The sequence below is a fragment of the Microbacterium sp. J1-1 genome, from assembly GCF_024498615.1.
GTDB classification, from domain to species: domain Bacteria; phylum Actinomycetota; class Actinomycetes; order Actinomycetales; family Microbacteriaceae; genus Microbacterium; species Microbacterium aurugineum.
In genome coordinates this window covers 3,138,995-3,157,932 of the sequence record NZ_CP089590.1, presented here as the reverse complement: position 1 = coordinate 3,157,932, position 18,938 = coordinate 3,138,995, and the positions used below count along the sequence as shown (strand labels likewise).

The 18,938-nt window shown below is 69.6% G+C and carries 18 protein-coding genes; 13 read left to right on the top strand and 5 right to left on the bottom strand.

Going from position 1 to position 18,938, the window contains the following annotated elements:
* Positions 1-48 precede the first annotated feature (48 nt).
* Positions 49-558, bottom strand: a complete 510-nt coding sequence (locus LRQ07_RS15335) for a GNAT family N-acetyltransferase (RefSeq protein WP_165875492.1) — start codon at positions 556-558, stop codon at positions 49-51.
* Between the two features lie 131 nt (positions 559-689).
* On the opposite strand from LRQ07_RS15335, the gene LRQ07_RS15330 reads away from it, so the two are divergent.
* The 9 genes from LRQ07_RS15330 (at position 690) to rocD (ending at position 12,338) form a co-directional block, all read left to right on the top strand.
* Positions 690-1,250 carry an acyl-CoA thioesterase gene (locus LRQ07_RS15330; RefSeq protein ID WP_047523568.1) on the top strand — a complete coding sequence of 187 codons (561 nt, stop codon included), beginning with the start codon at positions 690-692 and terminating at the stop codon, positions 1,248-1,250.
* Positions 1,251-1,422: 172 nt separating this feature from the next.
* Positions 1,423-2,976, top strand: a complete 1,554-nt coding sequence (locus LRQ07_RS15325; RefSeq protein ID WP_232763360.1) for a Re/Si-specific NAD(P)(+) transhydrogenase subunit alpha — start codon at positions 1,423-1,425, stop codon at positions 2,974-2,976.
* Complete coding sequence (gene pntB, locus LRQ07_RS15320; protein ID WP_256535104.1) at positions 2,973-4,370, top strand: Re/Si-specific NAD(P)(+) transhydrogenase subunit beta; 1,398 nt, start codon at positions 2,973-2,975, stop codon at positions 4,368-4,370. The genes LRQ07_RS15325 and pntB overlap by 4 nt, the downstream gene beginning before the upstream one ends.
* Positions 4,371-4,474: 104 nt before the next feature.
* The gene (locus tag LRQ07_RS15315; protein ID WP_256535103.1) at positions 4,475-8,125 is read left to right on the top strand and encodes a proline dehydrogenase family protein; all 3,651 of its coding nucleotides are present in this window, start codon (positions 4,475-4,477) and stop codon (positions 8,123-8,125) included.
* Between the two features lie 298 nt (positions 8,126-8,423).
* Complete coding sequence (locus LRQ07_RS15310; protein ID WP_256535102.1) at positions 8,424-8,858, top strand: hypothetical protein; 435 nt, start codon at positions 8,424-8,426, stop codon at positions 8,856-8,858.
* The gene (locus tag LRQ07_RS15305) at positions 8,858-9,088 is read left to right on the top strand and encodes a helix-turn-helix transcriptional regulator (RefSeq protein WP_256535101.1); all 231 of its coding nucleotides are present in this window, start codon (positions 8,858-8,860) and stop codon (positions 9,086-9,088) included. The genes LRQ07_RS15310 and LRQ07_RS15305 overlap by 1 nt, the downstream gene beginning before the upstream one ends.
* A complete protein-coding gene (locus LRQ07_RS15300) occupies positions 9,085-10,092 on the top strand; it encodes an NAD(P)-dependent alcohol dehydrogenase (RefSeq protein ID WP_256535100.1) in 1,008 nt (335 codons plus the stop codon). Before LRQ07_RS15305 ends, LRQ07_RS15300 begins: the two co-directional genes overlap by 4 nt.
* Before the next feature lie 168 nt (positions 10,093-10,260).
* Entirely contained in the window at positions 10,261-11,139 is an 879-nt protein-coding gene (ddaH, locus tag LRQ07_RS15295) for a dimethylargininase (RefSeq protein WP_047520331.1), read from the top strand.
* Positions 11,136-12,338 (top strand): ornithine--oxo-acid transaminase, encoded by a 1,203-nt coding sequence (gene rocD / locus LRQ07_RS15290; protein ID WP_256535099.1) that lies wholly within the window; start codon positions 11,136-11,138, stop codon positions 12,336-12,338. The genes ddaH and rocD overlap by 4 nt, the downstream gene beginning before the upstream one ends.
* 13 nt (positions 12,339-12,351) lie before the next feature.
* Here rocD and LRQ07_RS15285 read toward each other — a convergent pair whose 3' ends face one another.
* From LRQ07_RS15285 to LRQ07_RS15275, 3 genes are all read right to left on the bottom strand, one after another.
* Positions 12,352-12,639 carry a hypothetical protein gene (locus LRQ07_RS15285; protein WP_047520327.1) on the bottom strand — a complete coding sequence of 96 codons (288 nt, stop codon included), beginning with the start codon at positions 12,637-12,639 and terminating at the stop codon, positions 12,352-12,354.
* 62 nt (positions 12,640-12,701) lie between these two features.
* On the bottom strand, positions 12,702-14,036 hold the full coding sequence (locus tag LRQ07_RS15280; RefSeq protein WP_232763366.1) for an MFS transporter: 1,335 nt from the start codon (positions 14,034-14,036) through the stop codon (positions 12,702-12,704).
* 5 nt (positions 14,037-14,041) lie between these two features.
* Positions 14,042-14,482 (bottom strand): MarR family winged helix-turn-helix transcriptional regulator, encoded by a 441-nt coding sequence (locus LRQ07_RS15275; RefSeq protein WP_047520323.1) that lies wholly within the window; start codon positions 14,480-14,482, stop codon positions 14,042-14,044.
* A gap of 64 nt (positions 14,483-14,546) precedes the next feature.
* Between LRQ07_RS15275 and LRQ07_RS15270 the strand changes: the two genes are divergently transcribed.
* From LRQ07_RS15270 to LRQ07_RS15255, 4 genes are all read left to right on the top strand, one after another.
* Positions 14,547-15,284 carry a copper homeostasis protein CutC gene (locus LRQ07_RS15270; protein WP_256535098.1) on the top strand — a complete coding sequence of 246 codons (738 nt, stop codon included), beginning with the start codon at positions 14,547-14,549 and terminating at the stop codon, positions 15,282-15,284.
* 35 nt (positions 15,285-15,319) lie between these two features.
* The gene (locus tag LRQ07_RS15265; RefSeq protein ID WP_256536450.1) at positions 15,320-16,171 is read left to right on the top strand and encodes an alpha/beta fold hydrolase; all 852 of its coding nucleotides are present in this window, start codon (positions 15,320-15,322) and stop codon (positions 16,169-16,171) included.
* 116 nt (positions 16,172-16,287) lie between these two features.
* Positions 16,288-17,337: a biotin/lipoate A/B protein ligase family protein gene (locus LRQ07_RS15260; RefSeq protein ID WP_131494363.1), complete on the top strand. Its 1,050-nt coding sequence runs from the start codon at positions 16,288-16,290 to the stop codon at positions 17,335-17,337.
* Entirely contained in the window at positions 17,316-18,335 is a 1,020-nt protein-coding gene (locus LRQ07_RS15255; protein ID WP_256535097.1) for a DNA-methyltransferase, read from the top strand. Before LRQ07_RS15260 ends, LRQ07_RS15255 begins: the two co-directional genes overlap by 22 nt.
* On the opposite strand, the gene LRQ07_RS15250 is transcribed toward LRQ07_RS15255, so the two are convergent.
* Positions 18,321-18,890: a TetR/AcrR family transcriptional regulator gene (locus LRQ07_RS15250; protein ID WP_131494361.1), complete on the bottom strand. Its 570-nt coding sequence runs from the start codon at positions 18,888-18,890 to the stop codon at positions 18,321-18,323. The genes LRQ07_RS15255 and LRQ07_RS15250 overlap by 15 nt on opposite strands.
* Positions 18,891-18,938: the final 48 nt, after the last annotated feature.

Sequence of the window (18,938 nt, the reverse complement as noted above, 5' to 3'; positions counted from 1 at the left end):
GCGAGGGACGTGCGAGGTGCGAAATCGATCCCGCACGGGCGCGCCGCGTCAGGGTCGGACGAAGCGGACCTCGGTCAGCGTCTCACCGAGGAACGGCTCGGTGTGCGATGCGCCGTCGAGGTGGAAGCCGTTGCGCGTGTAGAAGCGGTGCGCACGGGGGTTGTCCTCCGCGACCCACAGGTACAGCGGCTCGTCCTTCTCGACGGCGGCGTCGAACAGTTTCTGGCCGATACCGGTCGAGTGCCAGGCGTCGAGCAGGTAGATGAAGTAGAGCTCGCGGAACGCCGGAGCATCCTTGTCGCGGGCCGGTCCCGAACCGACGAAGCCGACGATCTCGCCGTCGACGAGCGCGGCGTTCATCTTGAAGTCGGGGCCTTGCGAGGCCCAGTGCGTCCAGAGCTCGGCCATCCGCCGCGGCGAGACCTTCTCGAGCGCTGCCTTGCTGATCAGGTGGTCGTAGGTCTCGTGCCAGCACTGGGCGTGCACGCGACCGAGGGCTTCCGCATCCACATCACGGACCGGACGGACGATGACTTCAGGCTGGGCTTCGGCGCTCATGTTCGTGACTCTACGCGCGGCGTCCGCGAACAGGAAATCGAGCGGAGACCCGCGGAGACGGGGCGTCACGGGATGGAGGGTTCGCACAACGATGTTCGTGATTCGTGCGCGTCTGGCTACGATCGATCCTCGTGAACGTGATCTGGCGGACCCTTCTGGTGATCCTCGGCGCTCGCCGCCGCGTGCGACGGGGGAAGACCCTCGACCCGACGGCGGTGGGCAGCATCACCCTGACGACGCTGCCGACCGACCTCGACATCCTGCGCCATATGAACAACGGTCGCTATCTGTCGCTGTTCGACCTCGGGCGTTGGGACCAGCTGATCCGCACCGGACTGTTCGACGCCATGAAGGACCGCGGCTGGTACGCGGTCGTCTCCAGCGAGACGGTCACGTTCCGCAAGTCGCTGCAGCTCTGGCAGCGGTTCGAGGTGCAGTCGCGCTTCATCGGGCACGACGACAAGGCCCTCTTCCTGGAGCACCGGGCCGTGGTCGACGGCGAGGTCTACGCCCGGGCGATCGTGCGCGCCCGGATGCTGCGTCGCACCGGGGGTACCGTCAGCAACGAAGAGCTCTTCGCTGCGGTCGGCAAGCCCGACGGCGTGCCGGAGATCGACGCCTGGGTGCACGACTGGGCCGCGGCATCCGCCCTCCCGCCCGTGCGCGTGAAGGCTCCGAGCGTCTGGGGCTGAGCCGCTCTCGCCGCGATCTCCTCCTCTGCTTTCCGTAAGAACCTCGCTTCTTTCCCCGTCATAGAGCCGAAAGAGGGCTGCTCCCGATCGCCCTCTCAGTACTCTGAGCGGGAAGTCAGGGGCGCGGACGCCCCGGTGATCCCGTCGACGCAGACGGGTGGAGGAGGAAGCAGTGGCAGTCATCGGCATCGTGCGGGAGCCTGCGGGCGAAGCACGGGTCTCGGCCACCCCGGCGACCATCGCGTCGCTCGGCAGGCTGGGACACACGGTCAGGGTCGAACGAGGAGCAGGAGCGGCGGCGTCGTTCCCCGATGCGGACTATGAAGCCGCCGGTGCCGTACTCGTGGACAGGGCGGAGGCGTGGGGGAGTGAGATCGTGCTCGCGATCACGGCGCCCGGACCGGAGGAGATCGCCCTCCTCGCCGACGGGGCGACCCTCATCGCCCTGCTGTCGCCGGCACTGCGTCCCGACCTGGTCGAGGCTCTCGCGCAGCGCAGGATCACCGCGGTCGCTCTCGATGCGGTGCCCCGCATCTCGCGGGCGCAGTCCATGGACGTGCTCAGTTCGATGGCGAACATCGCCGGATATCGGGCGGTCGTCGAAGCCGCCCACGAGTTCGGCCGCTTCTTCACGGGCCAGGTGACCGCTGCCGGCAAGGTGCCGCCGGCGAAGGTGCTCGTCGCGGGAGCCGGAGTCGCGGGGCTCGCGGCCATCGGTGCGGCGTCGAGCCTCGGAGCCGTCGTCCGCGCCACCGATCCGCGCCCCGAAGTCGCCGACCAGGTGACCTCGATCGGGGGGACGTACCTCCCGGTCGACGTCGAGGTCGCCGCGTCCACCGACGGCTATGCGAAGGCGACGAGCGCGGACTACGACCGACGGGCCGCCGAGATCTACACCGAGCAGGCGGCCGACGTCGACATCATCATCACGACCGCCCTCATCCCCGGGCGTGCGGCACCGCGCCTGATCACGGCGTCCGATGTCGCCCGGATGAAGCCCGGCAGCGTGATCGTCGACATGGCCGCGGGGCAGGGCGGCAACGTCGAAGGGTCCGTCGCGGGCGAACGCATCGTCACCGACAACGGTGTGATCATCCTGGGGTACACCGACCTGGCGTCGCGCCTGGCCTCTCAGGCATCCCAGCTCTACGGCACGAACCTGGCGAACCTGGTCGCCCTGCTGACGCCCGCGAAGGACGGACGGCTCGTGATCGACTTCGACGACGTGGTGCAGCGTTCGGTCACCGTCGTCCGCGACGGGGAGGTCACCTGGCCGCCGCCCGCCGTGCAGGTCGCCGCCGCGCCCGCTGCGAGAGCCGCCGCGGATCCCGTCGAGGTCGCCCCGCCGAAGAAGATGTCGACGGCGCGCCGGGTGACCCTGATCGTGCTGGGCATCGCCGCCCTCTTCGCCGTGAACGCGTTCGCACCCGCGCCGCTTCCGCAGCACTTCACCGTGCTCGTGCTCTCGGTCGTGATTGGCTTCTCCGTGATCGGCAAGGTGCACCACGCGCTGCACACCCCGCTCATGTCGGTGACGAACGCGATTTCCGGCGTCATCGTCGTCGGCGCGATGCTGCAGGTCACCTCACCGATTCCGGTCGTGCAGGTGCTCGCGACGATCGCCGTGCTGCTGGCATCCATCAACATCTTCGGAGGATTCGCGGTCACCCGCCGGATGCTCGCGATGTTCACCCTCGGCAACTCGGCGAAGGGTGGCCGGAAATGACCATCGACGCGTTCGTCGGAGCGGCGTACATCGTCGCCGCCCTGCTGTTCATCCTGAGTCTCGCGAGCCTCAGCCGCCACGAGTCGGCACGCGCGGGGGTGGTGTACGGCATCGCCGGCATGACCATCGCGCTCGTCGCGACCGTCGCCCTCACCGTCGCCGACGCCTGGAGCACCGGTGCGTTCCTCGGTCTCGGCCTGCTGGTGGCCGCCGTGCTGGTCGGCGCAGCCATCGGGCTCTGGCGGGCCAGGGTCGTCGAGATGACCGGGATGCCCGAGCTCATCGCGCTCTTGCACAGCTTCGTCGGTCTGGCAGCCGTGCTCGTCGGCTGGAACGGCTACCTCGCGCACCCGGAGCTCGCCCCCGAGTTCGTCGGTATCCACAACGCCGAGGTCTTCATCGGGATCTTCATCGGCGGCGTCACCTTCACCGGATCGATCGTCGCCTACCTCAAGCTATCGGCCAGGATGTCTTCCGCGCCGCTCATGCTCCCCGGCAAGAACGGACTGAACGTCGGCGCGCTCGTCGCCTTCGTCGCGCTCACCGTGTGGTTCGTGAACGACCAGCAGCTCTGGCTCCTGATCGCGGTCACCGTGCTCGCGTTCGCCCTCGGCTGGCATCTGGTCGCTTCGATCGGCGGTGGCGACATGCCGGTCGTCGTCTCGATGCTCAACAGCTACTCGGGCTGGGCGGCCGCCGCGGCGGGTTTCCTCCTCAACAACGACCTGCTGATCGTCACGGGTGCGCTGGTCGGCTCGTCGGGTGCCTACCTGTCGTACGTGATGTGCAAGGCCATGAACCGCTCGTTCCTCTCCGTCATCGCGGGCGGTTTCGGGATCGCCGCACCGTCCGCGGACGACACCGAGTACGGCGAGCACCGTGAGATCACCGCCGAGGGGGCGGCCGAGATGCTCGTCGCCGCGGGCAGCGTCGTGATCACACCCGGCTACGGCATGGCCGTCGCTCAGGCGCAGTACCCGGTGGCTGATCTGGTCCACAGGCTCCGCGAACGCGGGGTGGACGTGCGGTTCGGCATCCACCCGGTGGCCGGGCGCCTTCCCGGTCACATGAACGTGCTGCTGGCCGAGGCCAAGGTCCCGTACGACATCGTTCTCAGCATGGACGAGATCAACGACGACCTCGCGTCGACCTCGGTGGTGCTGGTAATCGGGGCGAACGACACCGTGAACCCGGCTGCGGCCGAGGACCCGGGCAGCCCCATCGCCGGGATGCCGGTGCTCAAGGTGTGGGAGGCCGAGAACGTCATCGTGTTCAAGCGCTCGATGGCCGCCGGCTACGCGGGGGTGCAGAATCCGCTGTTCTTCCGCGACAATGCCTCGATGCTGTTCGGTGATGCCAAGCAGCGGGTGGAGGACATCATCGCGGCGCTGTGACCTCGGTTTCGAATCGCGCGATCGACGCCATCCGAGAGGGAAAAGCGACCGATTGCGCGATTCGAACGGCCGGGGGATCCTGCTCCCGACCTAGGCTGAAATCCATGGCCGACACCCCGCCGGATGCCGTGGCATCCGCACCCCTCGCAGACCGCGCCGTCGAGCTCGCTCGGCGGTGGGCGATCGAGGCCGCGGCCGTCGAACCCGACCCCGCGGCCGCCCGGCTCGCGGGGGTGCTGCAGGACGCGAACGGCCTCCCGTTCACGCTCGGCTTCGTCGACGGCGTGATGCGCCCCGAAAGCCTGACCGCTGCCGCCTCGCAGTTGCGCCGGATCGCTCCGATCGTGCCCGAGTTCCTCCCGTGGTACCTGCGTTCCGTGGTGCGCCTCGGCGGAGGAGTGGCCCCCATCCTCCCTGCACCCGTCGTGCCGATCGCCCGCAGGGTGCTGCGCGACATGGTCGGGCACCTCGTCGTCGACGCCCGCCACGCGAAGCTCGGCGCCGCCATCGAGCGGATCGCCGCGGACGGTTCCCGGCTCAACCTCAACCTGCTCGGCGAGGCGGTTCTGGGCGAAGCGGAGGCGCGGCGTCGCCTCGACGGCATCCACGAACTCATCCAGCGACCGGACGTCGACTATGTCTCGGTCAAGGTGTCCGCCATCGTCAGCCACCTGTCGATGTGGGCGTTCGACGAGGTCGTCGACGAGGTCGTCGAACGGCTTCTGCCGCTGTACCTCACGGCCGCGGGGGACAGCACGTTCATCAACCTCGACATGGAGGAGTACCGCGACCTCGATCTGACCATCGCGGTGTTCACGCGCCTCCTGGAAGATCCGCGTCTGGCCGGACTCGAAGCCGGGATCGTGTTGCAGGCCTACCTCCCCGATGCGCTGCCCGCCCTGCAGGAGCTCACCGCCTGGGCGCAGGATCGCGTCGCGCACGGCGGGGCCCGCATCAAGGTGCGGCTGGTCAAGGGTGCGAACCTCGCGATGGAGCGGGTCGAGGCGCGGATGCACGGATGGGAACCCGCGACCTACGACACGAAGCTCGACACCGATGCGAACCACCTGCGCTGCCTGGACTGGGCACTGCGACCCGAGCACACGGCGGCGGTGAAGATCGGTGTCGCCGGACACAACCTCTTCGGCATCGCCTACGCCTGGCTCCTCGCCGGTGAGCGCGGTGTCCGGGACGCCGTCGAGTTCGAGATGCTCCTCGGGATGGCGCAGGGGCAGGTGCAGGCCGTTTCCCGCGAAGTCGGTCCGGTGCTGCTCTACGTGCCCGTGGTGGAGCCCGCCGAGTTCGACGTCGCGATCAGCTACCTGGTGCGGAGGCTGGAGGAGAACGCCTCTGCGGAGAACTTCCTCTCCGCGGCGCTCCGGCTCGGCGAGGACGAGTCCCTGTTCGTGCGCGAGCAGGACCGGTTCCTCGATGCACTCGATCGCGCCGCCGATCCGACTCTCCGCACCGGACCGCGTCGCACCCAGGACCGGCACGCCCCCGTGCACGAGTCCGTGCGGCCCGTCCCGTCGGCTCCCGCCCCGGAGACCGACCTCACCAAGGCGGTGCTCGGCATCTCCCGCGGATCCGACGACGGCGGACGGGAGGCCTTCCTCGAGACGGCCGTGTACTCCGCCCGCGAACTGGAGCACGACGCGGGCGGCGCTCCGGGGTTCGTCAACACGGCCGACACCGACCCCGCCCTCCCCGCGAACCGCGACTGGGCGCGCGAGGTGCGCGAGCGCATCCCCGGGTCCGATCTCGGCGCCGCGACGGTCGCTGCCGGGCGGGTCGACGATGCCGCGGCGTTGGACCGGATCGTGCAGGGTGTCCGCCGCGCCGCTCCCGCCTGGGGCGGACGACCCGCTGCGGAGCGGGCCGAGGTGCTGCTCCGCGCGGCGGCAGCGCTCGAAGGGCGGCGGGCGGATCTCATCGAGGTCGCTGCCTCGGAGACCGGAAAGGTCTTCGCGGAGGCCGATGTGGAGGTGAGCGAGGCGGTCGACTTCGCCCGCTACTACGCCGCGAAGGCACGCGAGCTCGACGCGATCGCCGGGGCCGTCTTCGTGCCGTCATCCGTGACCGTGGTCACCCCGCCGTGGAACTTCCCCCTCGCGATCCCGGCGGGCGGGGTGCTCGCCGCGCTCGCCGCCGGTTCCGGCGTGGTCTTCAAGCCCGCCCCGCAGGCACGTCGTTGCGCCGCCGTCATCGCGGAGACGCTGTGGCAGGCCGGCATCCCTCGTGATCTGCTCGCGCTGGTCGACGTCGAAGAGGGCGATCTCGGTCGCGACCTCATCACGCACGAGGCGGTCGATCGCGTGATCCTCACGGGGGCGTGGGACACGGCCGCGCTGTTCCGCTCCTGGCGTCCGGACCTCCCGCTGCTCGCGGAGACCAGTGGCAAGAACGCGATGATCATCACCCCGTCCGCCGACCTCGATCTCGCGGTCGCCGATCTCGTCAAGAGTGCCTTCGGCCACGCCGGTCAGAAGTGCTCCGCCGCCTCGCTGGCGATCCTGGTGGGCCCGGTCGGCCGGTCCCCGCGGTTCGCGCGCCAGCTCGCGGATGCCGTGCGCTCGCTGCACATCGGGCCGCCGACCGATCCGCTGGCCGAGGTCGGGCCGGTGATCGAGCGACCCCACGGCAAGCTCGCCTGGGCGCTGAGCGAGCTCGAGGGGGAGGAGCAGTGGCTGATCGAGCCTGCGCTCGCCGAGGGCGATGACGGCAGCGGACGACTGTGGCGGCCCGGTATCCGCGTCGGAGTACAGCCAGGGTCGCGCTTCCACACGGAGGAGTTCTTCGGCCCGGTGCTGGGGGTCATGCATGCCCCCACCCTCGCGAAGGCCATCGAGATGCAGAACGCCGTCGCCTACGGCCTCACCGCCGGGCTGTACACGCAGGACCCGGACGATCTCGCCCTGTGGCTCGATCGGGTCGAGGCGGGGAACCTGTACGTGAACCGCGGCATCACGGGCGCGATCGTGCAACGGCAGCCGTTCGGTGGGTGGAAACGGTCTTCGGTCGGTCCCGGCGCGAAAGCGGGCGGGCCGAACTACCTGATCGGATTGGGGTCGTGGCGCTCGCAGGCGGGCGGCCCGGCGTCCAGCACGCTGCACCTGCGCGGACTCGACTCCCGCATCACGGCTCTGATCGAGTCGGCGCAGTCCTCGCTCGCCTACGAGTCGTTCGAGTGGCTGCGTCGATCGGCGCTGTCCGATGCGCTGGCCTGGGACCGCGAGTTCGGGCAGGTGCGCGACGTGTCGCACCTCGATGTCGAGCGGAACCTGTTCCGCTACCGTCCGGTGCCGGTCGAGGTCCGCGCGACGGCGGATGCGGGACTGCAGGAGCTGCTGCGCGTCGTCATCGCCGGTGTGCGCGCCGGAGCGGCGTTCGTCCTCTCGACTCCGGTCGGGCTGCCCGCCGATGTGCGTCGCGCGCTCAGCGATCTCGACGCCCCCGTGTTCTTGGAGAGCGACGACGAGTGGCTGCAGCGCCTGCAGCGGCAGGACGCTGGTCCCGAGGGCGTCGCGCTTCCGGTGGCCGACCGCGTGCGGCTGGTCGGCGGTCGTGAGGGGGTGGCCGCGCTGCGCGCGAAGCTCGCCACGGCCTCCGTCGGCGATCCCGACCTCGCGGTGTACGACGGCGAGGTGACGGGCGCGGCCCGCATCGAGCTGCTGCCGTTCGTGCATGAGCAGTCGATCTCGATCACCGCGCACCGCTACGGCAACCTCGACCCGTGGAGCAGTGACGTGATCTGACGCTTCTCACGCGTGTTCCCGTCCGTCCCTCCGCTCCCGTCCGTCCCTCCGCTCCCGTCGCGTCCCTCCGCTCCCGTCGCGTCCCTCCGCTCCCGTCGCGTCCCTCCGGTCCCGTCCGTCCCTCCGCTCCCGTCGCGTCCCTCCGCTCCCGTCGCGATATGGCACCCGATTCCCTCGAATAGGGCGCCATATCGCGACTGGAACGGCATGGGATCGCCCCGGATGTAAAGAATTCTTGACACATGCATTTCGCAGACGTACGCTGAGTGTGTCAAGAATCTTTTACATCGGAGGCGTCATGGTCTACGAAGAACGCAATGCCTGGTCGGGGCTCATCGTCAGCCCGATCGTGATGGTCGTGTACGTCGTGCTGGTGCTTCAGCAGGCCGGGGGAGGACCGCTCACCGGCGTCGACTGGTTCCCGCTCATGCTGTGGGTGATCGGTGGTGGCATCGTCGCGACCATCGTCCTCAGCATCGTCTGGGGGATCATCGCCGGGATGACGGATCCGGACGGGGTGGGTCGCTCGGACATCCGCGACCGCGACATCAGCCGCATGGGCGGACGGGTCGAACAGGCTTTCGTCGTGGTCGCGGGACTCGGAGTCATCGCGCTGTGCGCCGTCGGAGCCGACGTCTTCTGGATCGCGAACACCATGTTCGCGGGCTTCGCGGTGTCGGCGCTCGTCGGCGGCATCGCGCGGGTGATCGCCTACCGGCGAGGACTCGTCTGATGGTCAAGCCCACCCGCGTCTCGAACTCCATCCGTGTGCACCGCGAACAGGCAGGACTCACCCAGGCCGAACTCGCACGCACGGTCGGTGTGACCCGCCAGACGCTCATCGCGATCGAACAGCAGAAGTACTCGCCGACGCTCGAGCTCGCCTTCCAGATCGCCCGCGCGTTCGGTGTGGGCCTCGACGACATCTTCGAGTATCCCGACACGTCAGGAGCATCCGCATGAACCGGTCGATGCAGGCATGGTCCCGGGAGACCTACGGCGCGGCCGACGGCGTGACGCTGCAGAGCATCCCCGTCCCGACGCCCGGTCGTGGGGAGGTGCTGCTGCGGGTGAGCGCCACAGCCCTGAACGCGGGCGATGTGCGTCTCCTCCTCGGTGATCCGCTGCTCGTCCGGCCGGTGTACGGCCTGACCCGTCCGAAGCATCCGGTGCGCGGTATGGAGGTCGCCGGCACCGTGGTCGCACTCGGGCCCGACGTCGTGGGCGCGGAGCTGGGGGAGGACGTGGTCGGAGAGCTCGTCGGCGGCGGAGGCCTCGGCGAATACGTGAGCGTGCCGGCCTCACGGCTCGTGCCGATCCCGCCCGACATCGCGCCCGAGTCCGCCGCGTGCCTTCCGGTGGCCGGGGGGACTGCGTGGCAGGCGCTCGACCTCGCCGGGGTGGGGCTCGCGCATGCCGGGACGCCGCGCGTCCTCATCATCGGCGCCTCGGGTGGTGTCGGTACCTTCGCCGTGCAGCTCGCGGCGCTCCGTGGGGCCGAGGTCTGGGCGACCTGCCGTGCCCGCAACGCACCGCTGGTCGAGCGGCTGGGCGCCGTCCGCACCTTCGATCACCGGGAGTCCCCGCTGGCCGACCTCCCCGCCGGACGGTTCGACGCGATCGTCGACATCGCCGGGGGGATGCCGCTGCGGGAGCTGAAGCGCCTCGTCGCTTCCGGCGGCACCGTGGTGCTGGTCACGGGAGACGGCGGACACGTGCTCGGCCCGATCCCCCGGATGCTGCGCGCGGTGTTCCTGTCGATCGGATCGCGGAGCATCCGTCCCCTCGCCGCGACTCCGCGTCCGGAAGTGCTCGCGAAGCTCCTCGAACTCGTGGCCGACGGACGTGTGGTTCCCGTGGTCGAACAGGAGTACCCCTTCTCGGAGGCCGCCACCGCCCTGTCTCGCATCGCGGCCGGTCATACGGTCGGCAAGCTTGTCGTCACCGGCTCCGGCTCCGGCTCCTGAACCGACCCGCGCGGTGCTCTGGCGGCATACAGGCGGCGGGTGACACAATGGACCCCGGCGTGCCCGAGTCGCATCTTCCCCGACGCCCGCTCTGAACGAGCGAAGGGTCGAAGGACCGCCGGGCCCCTGGACAGCGTCCGCCGCGCCCGTCCTCCGAGGAGAGCACCCATGTCGACGCCTGAAGCCGCCGTCTCCCCCGCCCCCGCCCGCACCGCGCACCACCGCCGCTACCTGATGTGCAAGCCGGAGCACTTCACGGTCAACTATTCGATCAACCCGTGGATGGAGCCGACCAGGCCGACCGACACCGCCAACGCGGTCGCGCAATGGCAGAAGCTCCACGATCTGTACATCGAGCTGGGCCACGAGGTCGAGCTCATCGATCCGCTCCCCGGATACCCCGACATGGTCTACACGGCCAACGGCGGGTTCCTCATCGACGGTCGCGCCTACGTGCCCGAGTTCCGCTTCGTCGAGCGTCAGGGCGAGTCCCCGGCCTTCGCCGACTGGTTCCGTGCCGCGGGCTTCGACACCGTGATGCCGAAGGAGGTCAACGAGGGTGAGGGTGACTTCCTCCTCGTCGGCGACGTGATCCTGGCCGGCACCGGCTTCCGGTCGACGGGCGACAGCCACCGCGAGGTCGGCGAGGTCTTCGGCCGCGAGGTCGTCTCGCTCACCCTGGTCGACCCGCGCTTCTACCACCTCGACACCGCCATCGCCGTGCTCGATCCGGTGCAGGGCACGGAGAACGGCGGCCCCGAGCGCGCGAACATCGCGTACCTCCCCGGTGCCTTCGACGACGCCAGCCGCGCGATCCTCGAAGAGCGATTCCCCGACGCGATCCTCGTCTCGGATGAGGACGGTTCGGTGTTCGGCCTCAACTCGGCGAGCGACGGCTACAACGTGGTCATCTCGCCGCGTGCGAAGGGCTTCGAGAAGCAGCTGCGCGAGCGCGGGTACAACCCGATCCTGATCGACCTCTCCGAGCTTCTCCTCGGCGGTGGCGGGATCAAGTGCTGCACGCTCGAACTGCGGGGTGCGAAGTGACCGCCCTCGACGAGACCACCACCGCGGGCACCGAGCCGCACGTCGCGCACAACTATCACCCGCTGCCGGTGAACATCGCCCGCGCCGAGGGTGCCTGGGTGACGGATGTGGAGGGCAAACGCTACCTCGACCTGCTCGCTGCGTACTCCGCCGTGAACTTCGGCCACCGGCATCCGGCCCTCGTCGCGGCGCTCACCGAACAGCTCGGACGCGTAACGCTCGTCAGCCGCGCCTTCCAGAGCGACCGGCTCGAACCGTTCGCCGCGGCACTCGCCGAACTCGCCGGCAAAGAGCTCGTGCTGCCGATGAACACCGGGGCCGAGGCCGTGGAGACCGGCATCAAGGTCGCCCGGGCCTGGGGATACCGCGTCAAGGGCATCGCCGAGGGCAAGGCGCGCATCATCGTCGCGGCCGGGAACTTTCACGGTCGCACGACCACCATCGTCAGTTTCAGCGACGACGAGACGGCTCGCGACGACTTCGGTCCGTACACGCCCGGTTTCGACGTCGTGCCCTACGGGGACGCGGACGCGATCGCTGCGGCCATCACCGACGAGACGGCGGCGGTGCTCGTGGAGCCGATCCAGGGCGAGGCGGGTGTCGTGATCCCGCCGGAGGGCTACCTGCGCCGCATCCGTGAGATCTGCGACGAGAAGAACGTGCTGTTCATCGCCGACGAGATCCAGGCGGGCCTGGGGCGGGTAGGGGAGACCTTCGCGTGCAACCGGGAAGGCGTCGTCCCCGACCTGTACCTGCTCGGCAAGGCCCTCGGCGGCGGCCTGCTTCCGGTCTCGGCCGTGGTCGGCGACGCCGACGTGCTCGGCGTGATCCGGCCCGGCGAGCACGGCTCGACCTTCGGCGGGAATCCGCTCGCGGCGGCCGTGGGCCTGCGCGTGGTCGAGATGCTGCAGACCGGCGAGTTCCAGGAGCGGGCGCGCGCACTCGGCGCTCACCTCGACCAAGCCCTCCAGCCGCTGATCGGCCACGGCGTGACGGCCGTGCGCCTCGCCGGTCTCTGGGCCGGAGTCGACATCGACCCCGCGAAGGGCACCGGCCGCGAGATCGCCGAGAAGCTGCTCGAGCGGGGTGTGCTCGTCAAGGACACGCACGGGCAGACCATCCGCATCGCGCCGCCGCTCGTGATCCGCGCGACCGAACTCGACTGGGCGGTGGAGCAGCTCAAGCTCGTGCTGGCCTGAGCCCCTGCCGCGCTCAGGCGGGCGGGGAGTCCGGGTCGAGCGTCTTCAGCGAGTCCTCCTCGGCCTCGTTGTCCGCGTCGAGCTGCTCCTCGGTGTTCTCGTCACCGCCAAGGGCCGAGCGATGGCCCTGACCTGCGTCGCCTTGGATGGCGCCACCGGTCGACTCGCCCCGGGAGCTGTCGCCCTGGATCGCTCCGCCGGTGCCGTCGCCCTGGCCCGAGTCCTCGTCCGGGACGGCGGTTTCCGGTGCGCCCTCTGCCGGGTCCGTCGAGTGGGGGGTGCGTTCCGTGTTCTCATCCATGCGACGACGATACGTACGGCCGGGGCAGCCGTGGAGGGCGTTGACAAACCCGGCGCGGAGGGTCAGCGATCGTCGTCGCGGTTCTTCGGGCTGCGGATCGGCGTGGTCACGGCGGCTTCGTCGCTGAACTCGATCGGGTCCACCTCGACGACCCGCAGCGGACGGGTCTCGTCGAGGGTGAGCAGGAATCGACGGTTCTCGGCGCGACGCAGGCGCCCCGAGGTCGCGACCCAGATGACGCCGATCGCGCACGCGACGAATCCGGCTGTGCCACCGAGCATGATGGCCGCGCGCGGTCCGAAGACGTCGGCGACCCACCCGGCGATCGGCGCGCCCACGGGGGTCGATCCCATGATCACCGCCATGTAGAGGGCGAGCACCCGTCCGCGCAGGGTCGGTTCGGTCGTGATCTGCACGTAGCCGTTCGCGGTCGTCAGCAGGGTCACGATCATGAAGCCGGTGAACGTCAAGGTGACGGCATAGGACGCGTAGGTCGGCATCGCGGAGGAGACGAACGCGGCGATACCGAACCCTCCGGCCGCGAGGATGACGACCCGCACCCTGGCCCTGTCGCGGCGCGCCGCCAGCAGCGCGCCGATGAGGGAGCCGATCGCGAGAACGGAACTGAGGACGCCGTAGCCGTCGGCCCCGGCGCCGAACTCGAGCGCCATGGTCGAGGCGAAGATCGGGAAGTTCATGCCGAACGCGCCGATCAAGAACACCGTGACGAACACCACCCGCAGATCGCTGCGGCCCCATACGTATCGGAAGCCGTCGGAGAGGCCACCGCGACTGCGGCTCTTGAGGCGGGGCGCGAGGAGGCCCGTGCGCAGCATCGACAGGGCGAGGATCATCGCGAGGAAGGTTGCGGCGTTCACGATGAAGACCCAGCCGGAACCGATCGCGACGATCAGCAGACCGCCGACCGCCGGGCCGATCATCCGCGCCAGGTTGAACGACGCCGAGTTCAGGGCGACCGCGTTGGAGGTGTCGCCGGTCGAGACCATGTCGGAGACGAAGGCCTGTCGGGCGGGAGCGTCGAAAGCGTTCACGATGCCGAACCCGAGGGCGAAGCCGAACATCATCGGCAGCGTCATCAGGCCGTTCAGCAGCAGCACGCCGACCGCGACGGCCAGGGCGAGCAGCGCCGACTGCGTGGCGAACAGGATGTGTCGTCGGTCGAACCGGTCGGCCACCCAGCCGGTGAGGCTCACCAGCACGAGCGGCGGCCCGAACTGCAGGGCCATCGTGACGCCCATCGCGGTCGCGTCGTTGTCGGTCAGCTCAGTCAGCACGACCCAGTCCTGGGCTGTCGCCTGCATCCAGCCGCCGACGTTGGAGACCAGGGCTCCGGCGAACCAGATCCGGTAGTTGATGTTCGCGAAGGAACGGAACATCGCGCTCATCGCTCCACCACCCGTCGCATCAACGCGCTCGCTTCGCGCAGCGTGGTGAGTTCGTCTTCGGTGTAGTCCACCTCGCGCAGCATGTCGGCCAGCAGCTCGTCGCGCCGCCGGATGGTCTCGGCGACGATCTCGATGCCGGCGTCGGTGATGTCGACCTGCACGCGTCGACGGTCGTCTTCGTCGGGGGTGCGCACGACGAAGCCCTGTTCCTCGAGGCCGTTGATCGTGCTGGTCATCGAGGGTGCCGTCACCCGCTCGCGCTCGGCGAGGGTCGAGATCGTGCGGCGACCGTTCATGCGCAGGTCGGCGAGCACCGCGAGCTGCGCGTCGCTCATCGAGTCCGCGGCCCGTGCGCACCGGAGGCGCCGAGCCAGGCGGAAGGTGGCCATACGCAGGTCTGTGGCGGTGAGGTGGAGGGATTCATCGGACGCAGACATTACTTAGATAGCCTATCTAATTTTCTGGCCCTCGGGTGCGGCCGAGGCCGGGCACAATGGAGGGGTGACCCGAACGATCGCTCTCGAAATCGCCGTGCAGGACCCCGCAGGAGTGCGCATCGCCGCAGAAGTCGGCGCCGACCGCGTCGAGCTCGCGACGGCCCTCGCCCTCGGTGGGCTGACCCCGTCGCCCGCGACCGTCGGCCTGTCGGTCGAGGCGGCCGGACAGGCCGGCCCCGAGGTGCATGTGCTGATCCGGCCGCGCGCCGGCGGTTTCCACTACTCCGAGGATGAGCTCGCCGTCTCCGAGCGCGACGTCCGCCACGCGATCAGTGCCGGTGCGAGCGGGGTGGTCATCGGCGCGCTCGACGCCGAGGGACGCCTCGACCTGTTCGCCATGGCGCGGCTTCGCGACGCTGCCGGGGGAGCCCCCGTCACGCTGCACCGTGCCATCGACATGACCGCGGACCCGGTCGCGACGCTGCGCAGTGCCCGCGAGCTCGGTCTGCGCCGAGTGCTCACCTCGGGGGGCGCGTCCGCCGCGATCGACGGCATCGACACTCTGCGTGCTCTCGTCGCCGCAGCCGAGGGGGAGATCGAGGTCATGGCAGGCAGCGGGGTCGACGTCGACAGCGCCCCCGTGCTCGCGGCCGCCGGCGTCGACGCGCTTCACTTCTCCGCCAAGCGGGCCGTGCTCGAAGACGGCGGCGTGCGGATGGGATCGGCCTCCGATGGGGTCGGCGGCTACGAGGTGACCGACCGCGACACCGCGTTCGCGATCCGGGATGCGCTCGCGCGGTAGCCGCTCCTCCGTGCTCTCGATAGGCTCGCACCGTGATGGATACCCGCGAGTTCACCGATGCCTATGGCGTCGACATCGTCTATGACGTCCATCCTGCGGACGGGACGCCCCGCGGAGTCGTGCAGCTTCTGCACGGCGTCGGGGAGCACGCCGGGAGATACGGCGCCCTGATCGGGGCTCTCACCACCGCCGGCTTCCACGTGTACGCCGATGACCACCGGGGCCACGGCCGCACCGGCATCCGTCAGCACGGCGGCCCCGAGAAGCTCGGACGCCTGGGCAAGGGCGGGTTGCGCGCGGCTGAGGAGGCGGTCTGGCAGCTGACGGGCATCATCCGTGCGGAGAACCCCGATCTGCCGCTCGTGCTGCTCGGGCATTCCTGGGGCTCGTTCCTGGCGCAGATGCTCGTCAACGACCATCCCGAAGCCTGGGACGCCGTCATCCTCTCGGGGTCCGCACTGCGGATGCCGGGGTCGCTCAACGCAGCGCCCCTGAACGCCCGGTGGGCCGGCGAGGAGGCCACCGGCCTCGAATGGCTCAGCCGTGACCCGGCCGTGTGGGCCGCTTTCGACGAGGATCCGCTGACCACCGACGTTCCGCTCCTCAAGCTCTTCGGTCCGATCGAGGCGGCGAAGCTCTACGGCCGGCCCGCGAAAGACCTCGGCCACGACATCCCGATGCTGCTGCTGGTCGGGCGCGACGACCCGGTGGGCGGCCCCCGCAGCGTGCACAAGCTCGCCGACGAGTACCGCAACCGGTCCGGGCTCACCGACGTCACGACGCTGGTCTATCCGGACGCGCGCCACGAGATCTTCGCGGAACTGCAGCAGGACGAGGTGCGAGCCGACGTGCTCTCCTGGCTCGACAAGCACATCCCGGCGCGTTGACGGCTTCTTCCCCGCGGCGGTGCGGGATCGAAAACGCGCCTGAGGGGTCGGTGCGAGGCGCGAAATCCATCCCGCACGGGCCCCGCGGGCGGAGTTCCGCGCCTTAAGCTGGAACCGTGCACGGTGAATACAAGGTTCCAGGCGGAAAGCTCGTCGTCGTCGACCTCGAGATCGAGGACGACCGGATCGCTCGCTTCCGCCTCGCCGGCGACTTCTTCCTCGAGCCGGACTCGGCGCTGGACGACATCGACGCCGCCGTCAACGGGATGCCCGCCGAGTCGGATGCCTCGGCCATCGCCGCCGCCGTCCGCGGAGCTCTGCCCGACGGTGCACAGCTGCTCGGATTCACCCCCGAGGCCGTCGGCACCGCGGTGCGCCGCGCGCTCGTGACCGCTCCGGGATGGCGTGACTTCGACTGGGAGATCGTGCACGACGCGGCCGTGTCGCCCCGGATGAACCTGGCGCTCGACGAGGTTCTCACCTCACGCGTCGGCGAGGGACGACGTCGTCCGACTCTGCGCATCTGGGAATGGGACGAATCGGCCGTCGTGATCGGGTCGTTCCAGTCCTACCGGAACGAGGTCGATCCGGAAGGGGCTGCGAAGCACGGGTTCGACGTCGTCCGCCGCATCTCCGGTGGCGGGGCGATGCTCATGGCCGCCGGGCAGATCATCACCTACTCGCTCTACGTGCCGGCGTCCCTCGTCGCGGGCATGACGTTCGCCGACTCCTACGCGTTCCTCGACGACTGGGTGCTGCAGGCCCTGCGGTCGCTGGGCATCGACGCGGTCTACCAGCCGCTCAACGACATCGCGAGCCCGACCGGCAAGATCGGGGGTGCCGCGCAGAAGCGACTCGCGAACGGGGGAGTGCTGCACCACGCCACCCTCTCCTACGACATCGACGGTCAGATGATGACCGAGGTTCTGCGCATCGGGCGCGAGAAGCTCAGCGACAAGGGCACCACGTCGGCGGCCAAGCGGGTCGATCCGCTGCGCACGCAGACCGGGCTCGAGCGTGCGGAGATCATCGAGCGCTTCAAGGACACCTTCCGCTCGCTGACCGACGCGGAGACCGGATCGGTGACAGCGGACGAGTATGCCGATGCCGAGGCACTCGTCGCTTCGAAGTTCGCCACCGAGGCATGGCTGCATCGGGTGCCGTGACGGCTCCGGAGCCTGACCTCCCGACCCCGAGCACCGGTGCGGTCACGATCATCGAGGGCGACAACCTCCTGGTCGCGGCCACTCTGCCGTCGGCGTCGTTCACGCTCGTGTACCTCGATCCGCCGTTCAACACCGGTCGCACGCAGGAGCGCCAGGTCGTGACCGCGCGACGCTCGTTCACAACTCCGCAGGAATCCGCGGCGGTCGCGGAGCCCGTTCGGGAATCCGGCGGTGCCGAGGGTGTGAACAGTGCAGAACTGAGGAGTTCTGAACCGGGGCCCGCCGTGCCCGAGACCGAGGTGCGCCACGGATTCCACGGCCATGCCTACGAGCGGGTGCGCGGAATCCTCCGTGCCTACGACGACCGCTTCGACGACTACGGTGCCTTCCTGATGCCGCGGCTCGAAGAGGCGTGGCGACTGCTCGCCGACGACGGCACCCTCTACCTGCACCTCGACTACCGGGAGGCGCATTACGCGAAGGTGATGCTCGACGCGGTGTTCGGGCGCGACTGCTTCCTGAACGAGCTGATCTGGGCGTACGACTACGGCGCGAAGTCGCGCAGTCGCTGGCCCACAAAGCACGACACGATCCTGGTCTACGTCAAGAACCCTCGGGCGTACGTCTTCAACTCGGACGAGGTCGACCGCGAGCCGTACATGGCCCCCGGGCTCGTGACTCCCGAGAAGGCGGCTCGCGGCAAGCTCCCCACCGACGTGTGGTGGCACACGATCGTGCCGACGACCGGCCGCGAGAAGACCGGCTATCCGACGCAGAAGCCCGAAGGGATCCTCCGGCGGATCGTGACGGCCTCGAGCCGCCCGGGCGATCGGGTGCTCGATCTGTTCGCGGGCAGCGGGACGACCGGCGCGGTGGCATCGGTACTCGGTCGAGATGCCGTGCTCGTCGATGACAACCCCGAGGCGATCGGGATCATGAGGGCGCGGATGCCGCACGCCGAGGTGACACCCCTCGACGCGGGATCACACCGGGCGTAGCAACACGAGGAACTGTTCGATCTCGGCGGCCATGTCGAGGGAGGGATCGAGCATCCACGCGGTCTGGAGCCCGTCGGCCAGGGCATGCAGCGAGCGGACGACCCAGGCCGGATCGAGGTCGGCTCGGAGGAGGCCGGCTTCCTGGTCGGCGGCGACCTGCGCGCGCGTGAAGGCTTCGATGCGGTCGGTGCGCTCACGGAAGTAGGCATGCGCGGGGTGCGAGGGGTCTCCGGCCTCCGCGGCCAGCTGCGCATACAGCTGGACGAGGCCCGGCACGGATGCGTTGTGGCGCATGATCGCGAGGAAAGCTGCGGAGGCGTCTTCGGCCGCGTACTGCTGTTGGTCCCGGTCGTCTCGGGCGCGCAGGATCGCGACGAACAGCTCTTCCTTGGAACCGAAGTAGTGCAGGAGCCCAGCGGGGCTGAGTCCCGCTGCATCCGCGATCTCGCGGACGGAAGCCTTCCGGTACCCGTGTTCGGCGACGACGGCGAGCGCCGCGTCGAGGATCTCCTCGCGCTTCGCCACGCCCTTGGCGTAGGCCCCTCGTGTCGACATGGCCCCAGGGTATCCGTCGTGTCCGGATCACGAAAACCAAACATCGTT

Coding starts and splice junctions, on each gene's coding strand:
- LRQ07_RS15275 (WP_047520323.1), bottom strand. CDS start 14,482: ATGTCTGCGTCCGATGAATCCCTCCACCTCACCGCCACAGACCTGCGT.
- LRQ07_RS15250 (WP_131494361.1), bottom strand. CDS start 18,890: ATGTCGACACGAGGGGCCTACGCCAAGGGCGTGGCGAAGCGCGAGGAG.
- LRQ07_RS15280 (WP_232763366.1), bottom strand. CDS start 14,036: ATGTTCCGTTCCTTCGCGAACATCAACTACCGGATCTGGTTCGCCGGA.
- LRQ07_RS15300 (WP_256535100.1), top strand. CDS start 9,085: ATGAACCGGTCGATGCAGGCATGGTCCCGGGAGACCTACGGCGCGGCC.
- LRQ07_RS15335 (WP_165875492.1), bottom strand. CDS start 558: ATGAGCGCCGAAGCCCAGCCTGAAGTCATCGTCCGTCCGGTCCGTGAT.
- LRQ07_RS15315 (WP_256535103.1), top strand. CDS start 4,475: ATGGCCGACACCCCGCCGGATGCCGTGGCATCCGCACCCCTCGCAGAC.
- ddaH (WP_047520331.1), top strand. CDS start 10,261: ATGTCGACGCCTGAAGCCGCCGTCTCCCCCGCCCCCGCCCGCACCGCG.
- LRQ07_RS15265 (WP_256536450.1), top strand. CDS start 15,320: ATGGATACCCGCGAGTTCACCGATGCCTATGGCGTCGACATCGTCTAT.
- LRQ07_RS15285 (WP_047520327.1), bottom strand. CDS start 12,639: ATGGATGAGAACACGGAACGCACCCCCCACTCGACGGACCCGGCAGAG.
- pntB (WP_256535104.1), top strand. CDS start 2,973: ATGACCATCGACGCGTTCGTCGGAGCGGCGTACATCGTCGCCGCCCTG.
- LRQ07_RS15305 (WP_256535101.1), top strand. CDS start 8,858: ATGGTCAAGCCCACCCGCGTCTCGAACTCCATCCGTGTGCACCGCGAA.
- LRQ07_RS15310 (WP_256535102.1), top strand. CDS start 8,424: ATGGTCTACGAAGAACGCAATGCCTGGTCGGGGCTCATCGTCAGCCCG.
- LRQ07_RS15255 (WP_256535097.1), top strand. CDS start 17,316: ATGGCTGCATCGGGTGCCGTGACGGCTCCGGAGCCTGACCTCCCGACC.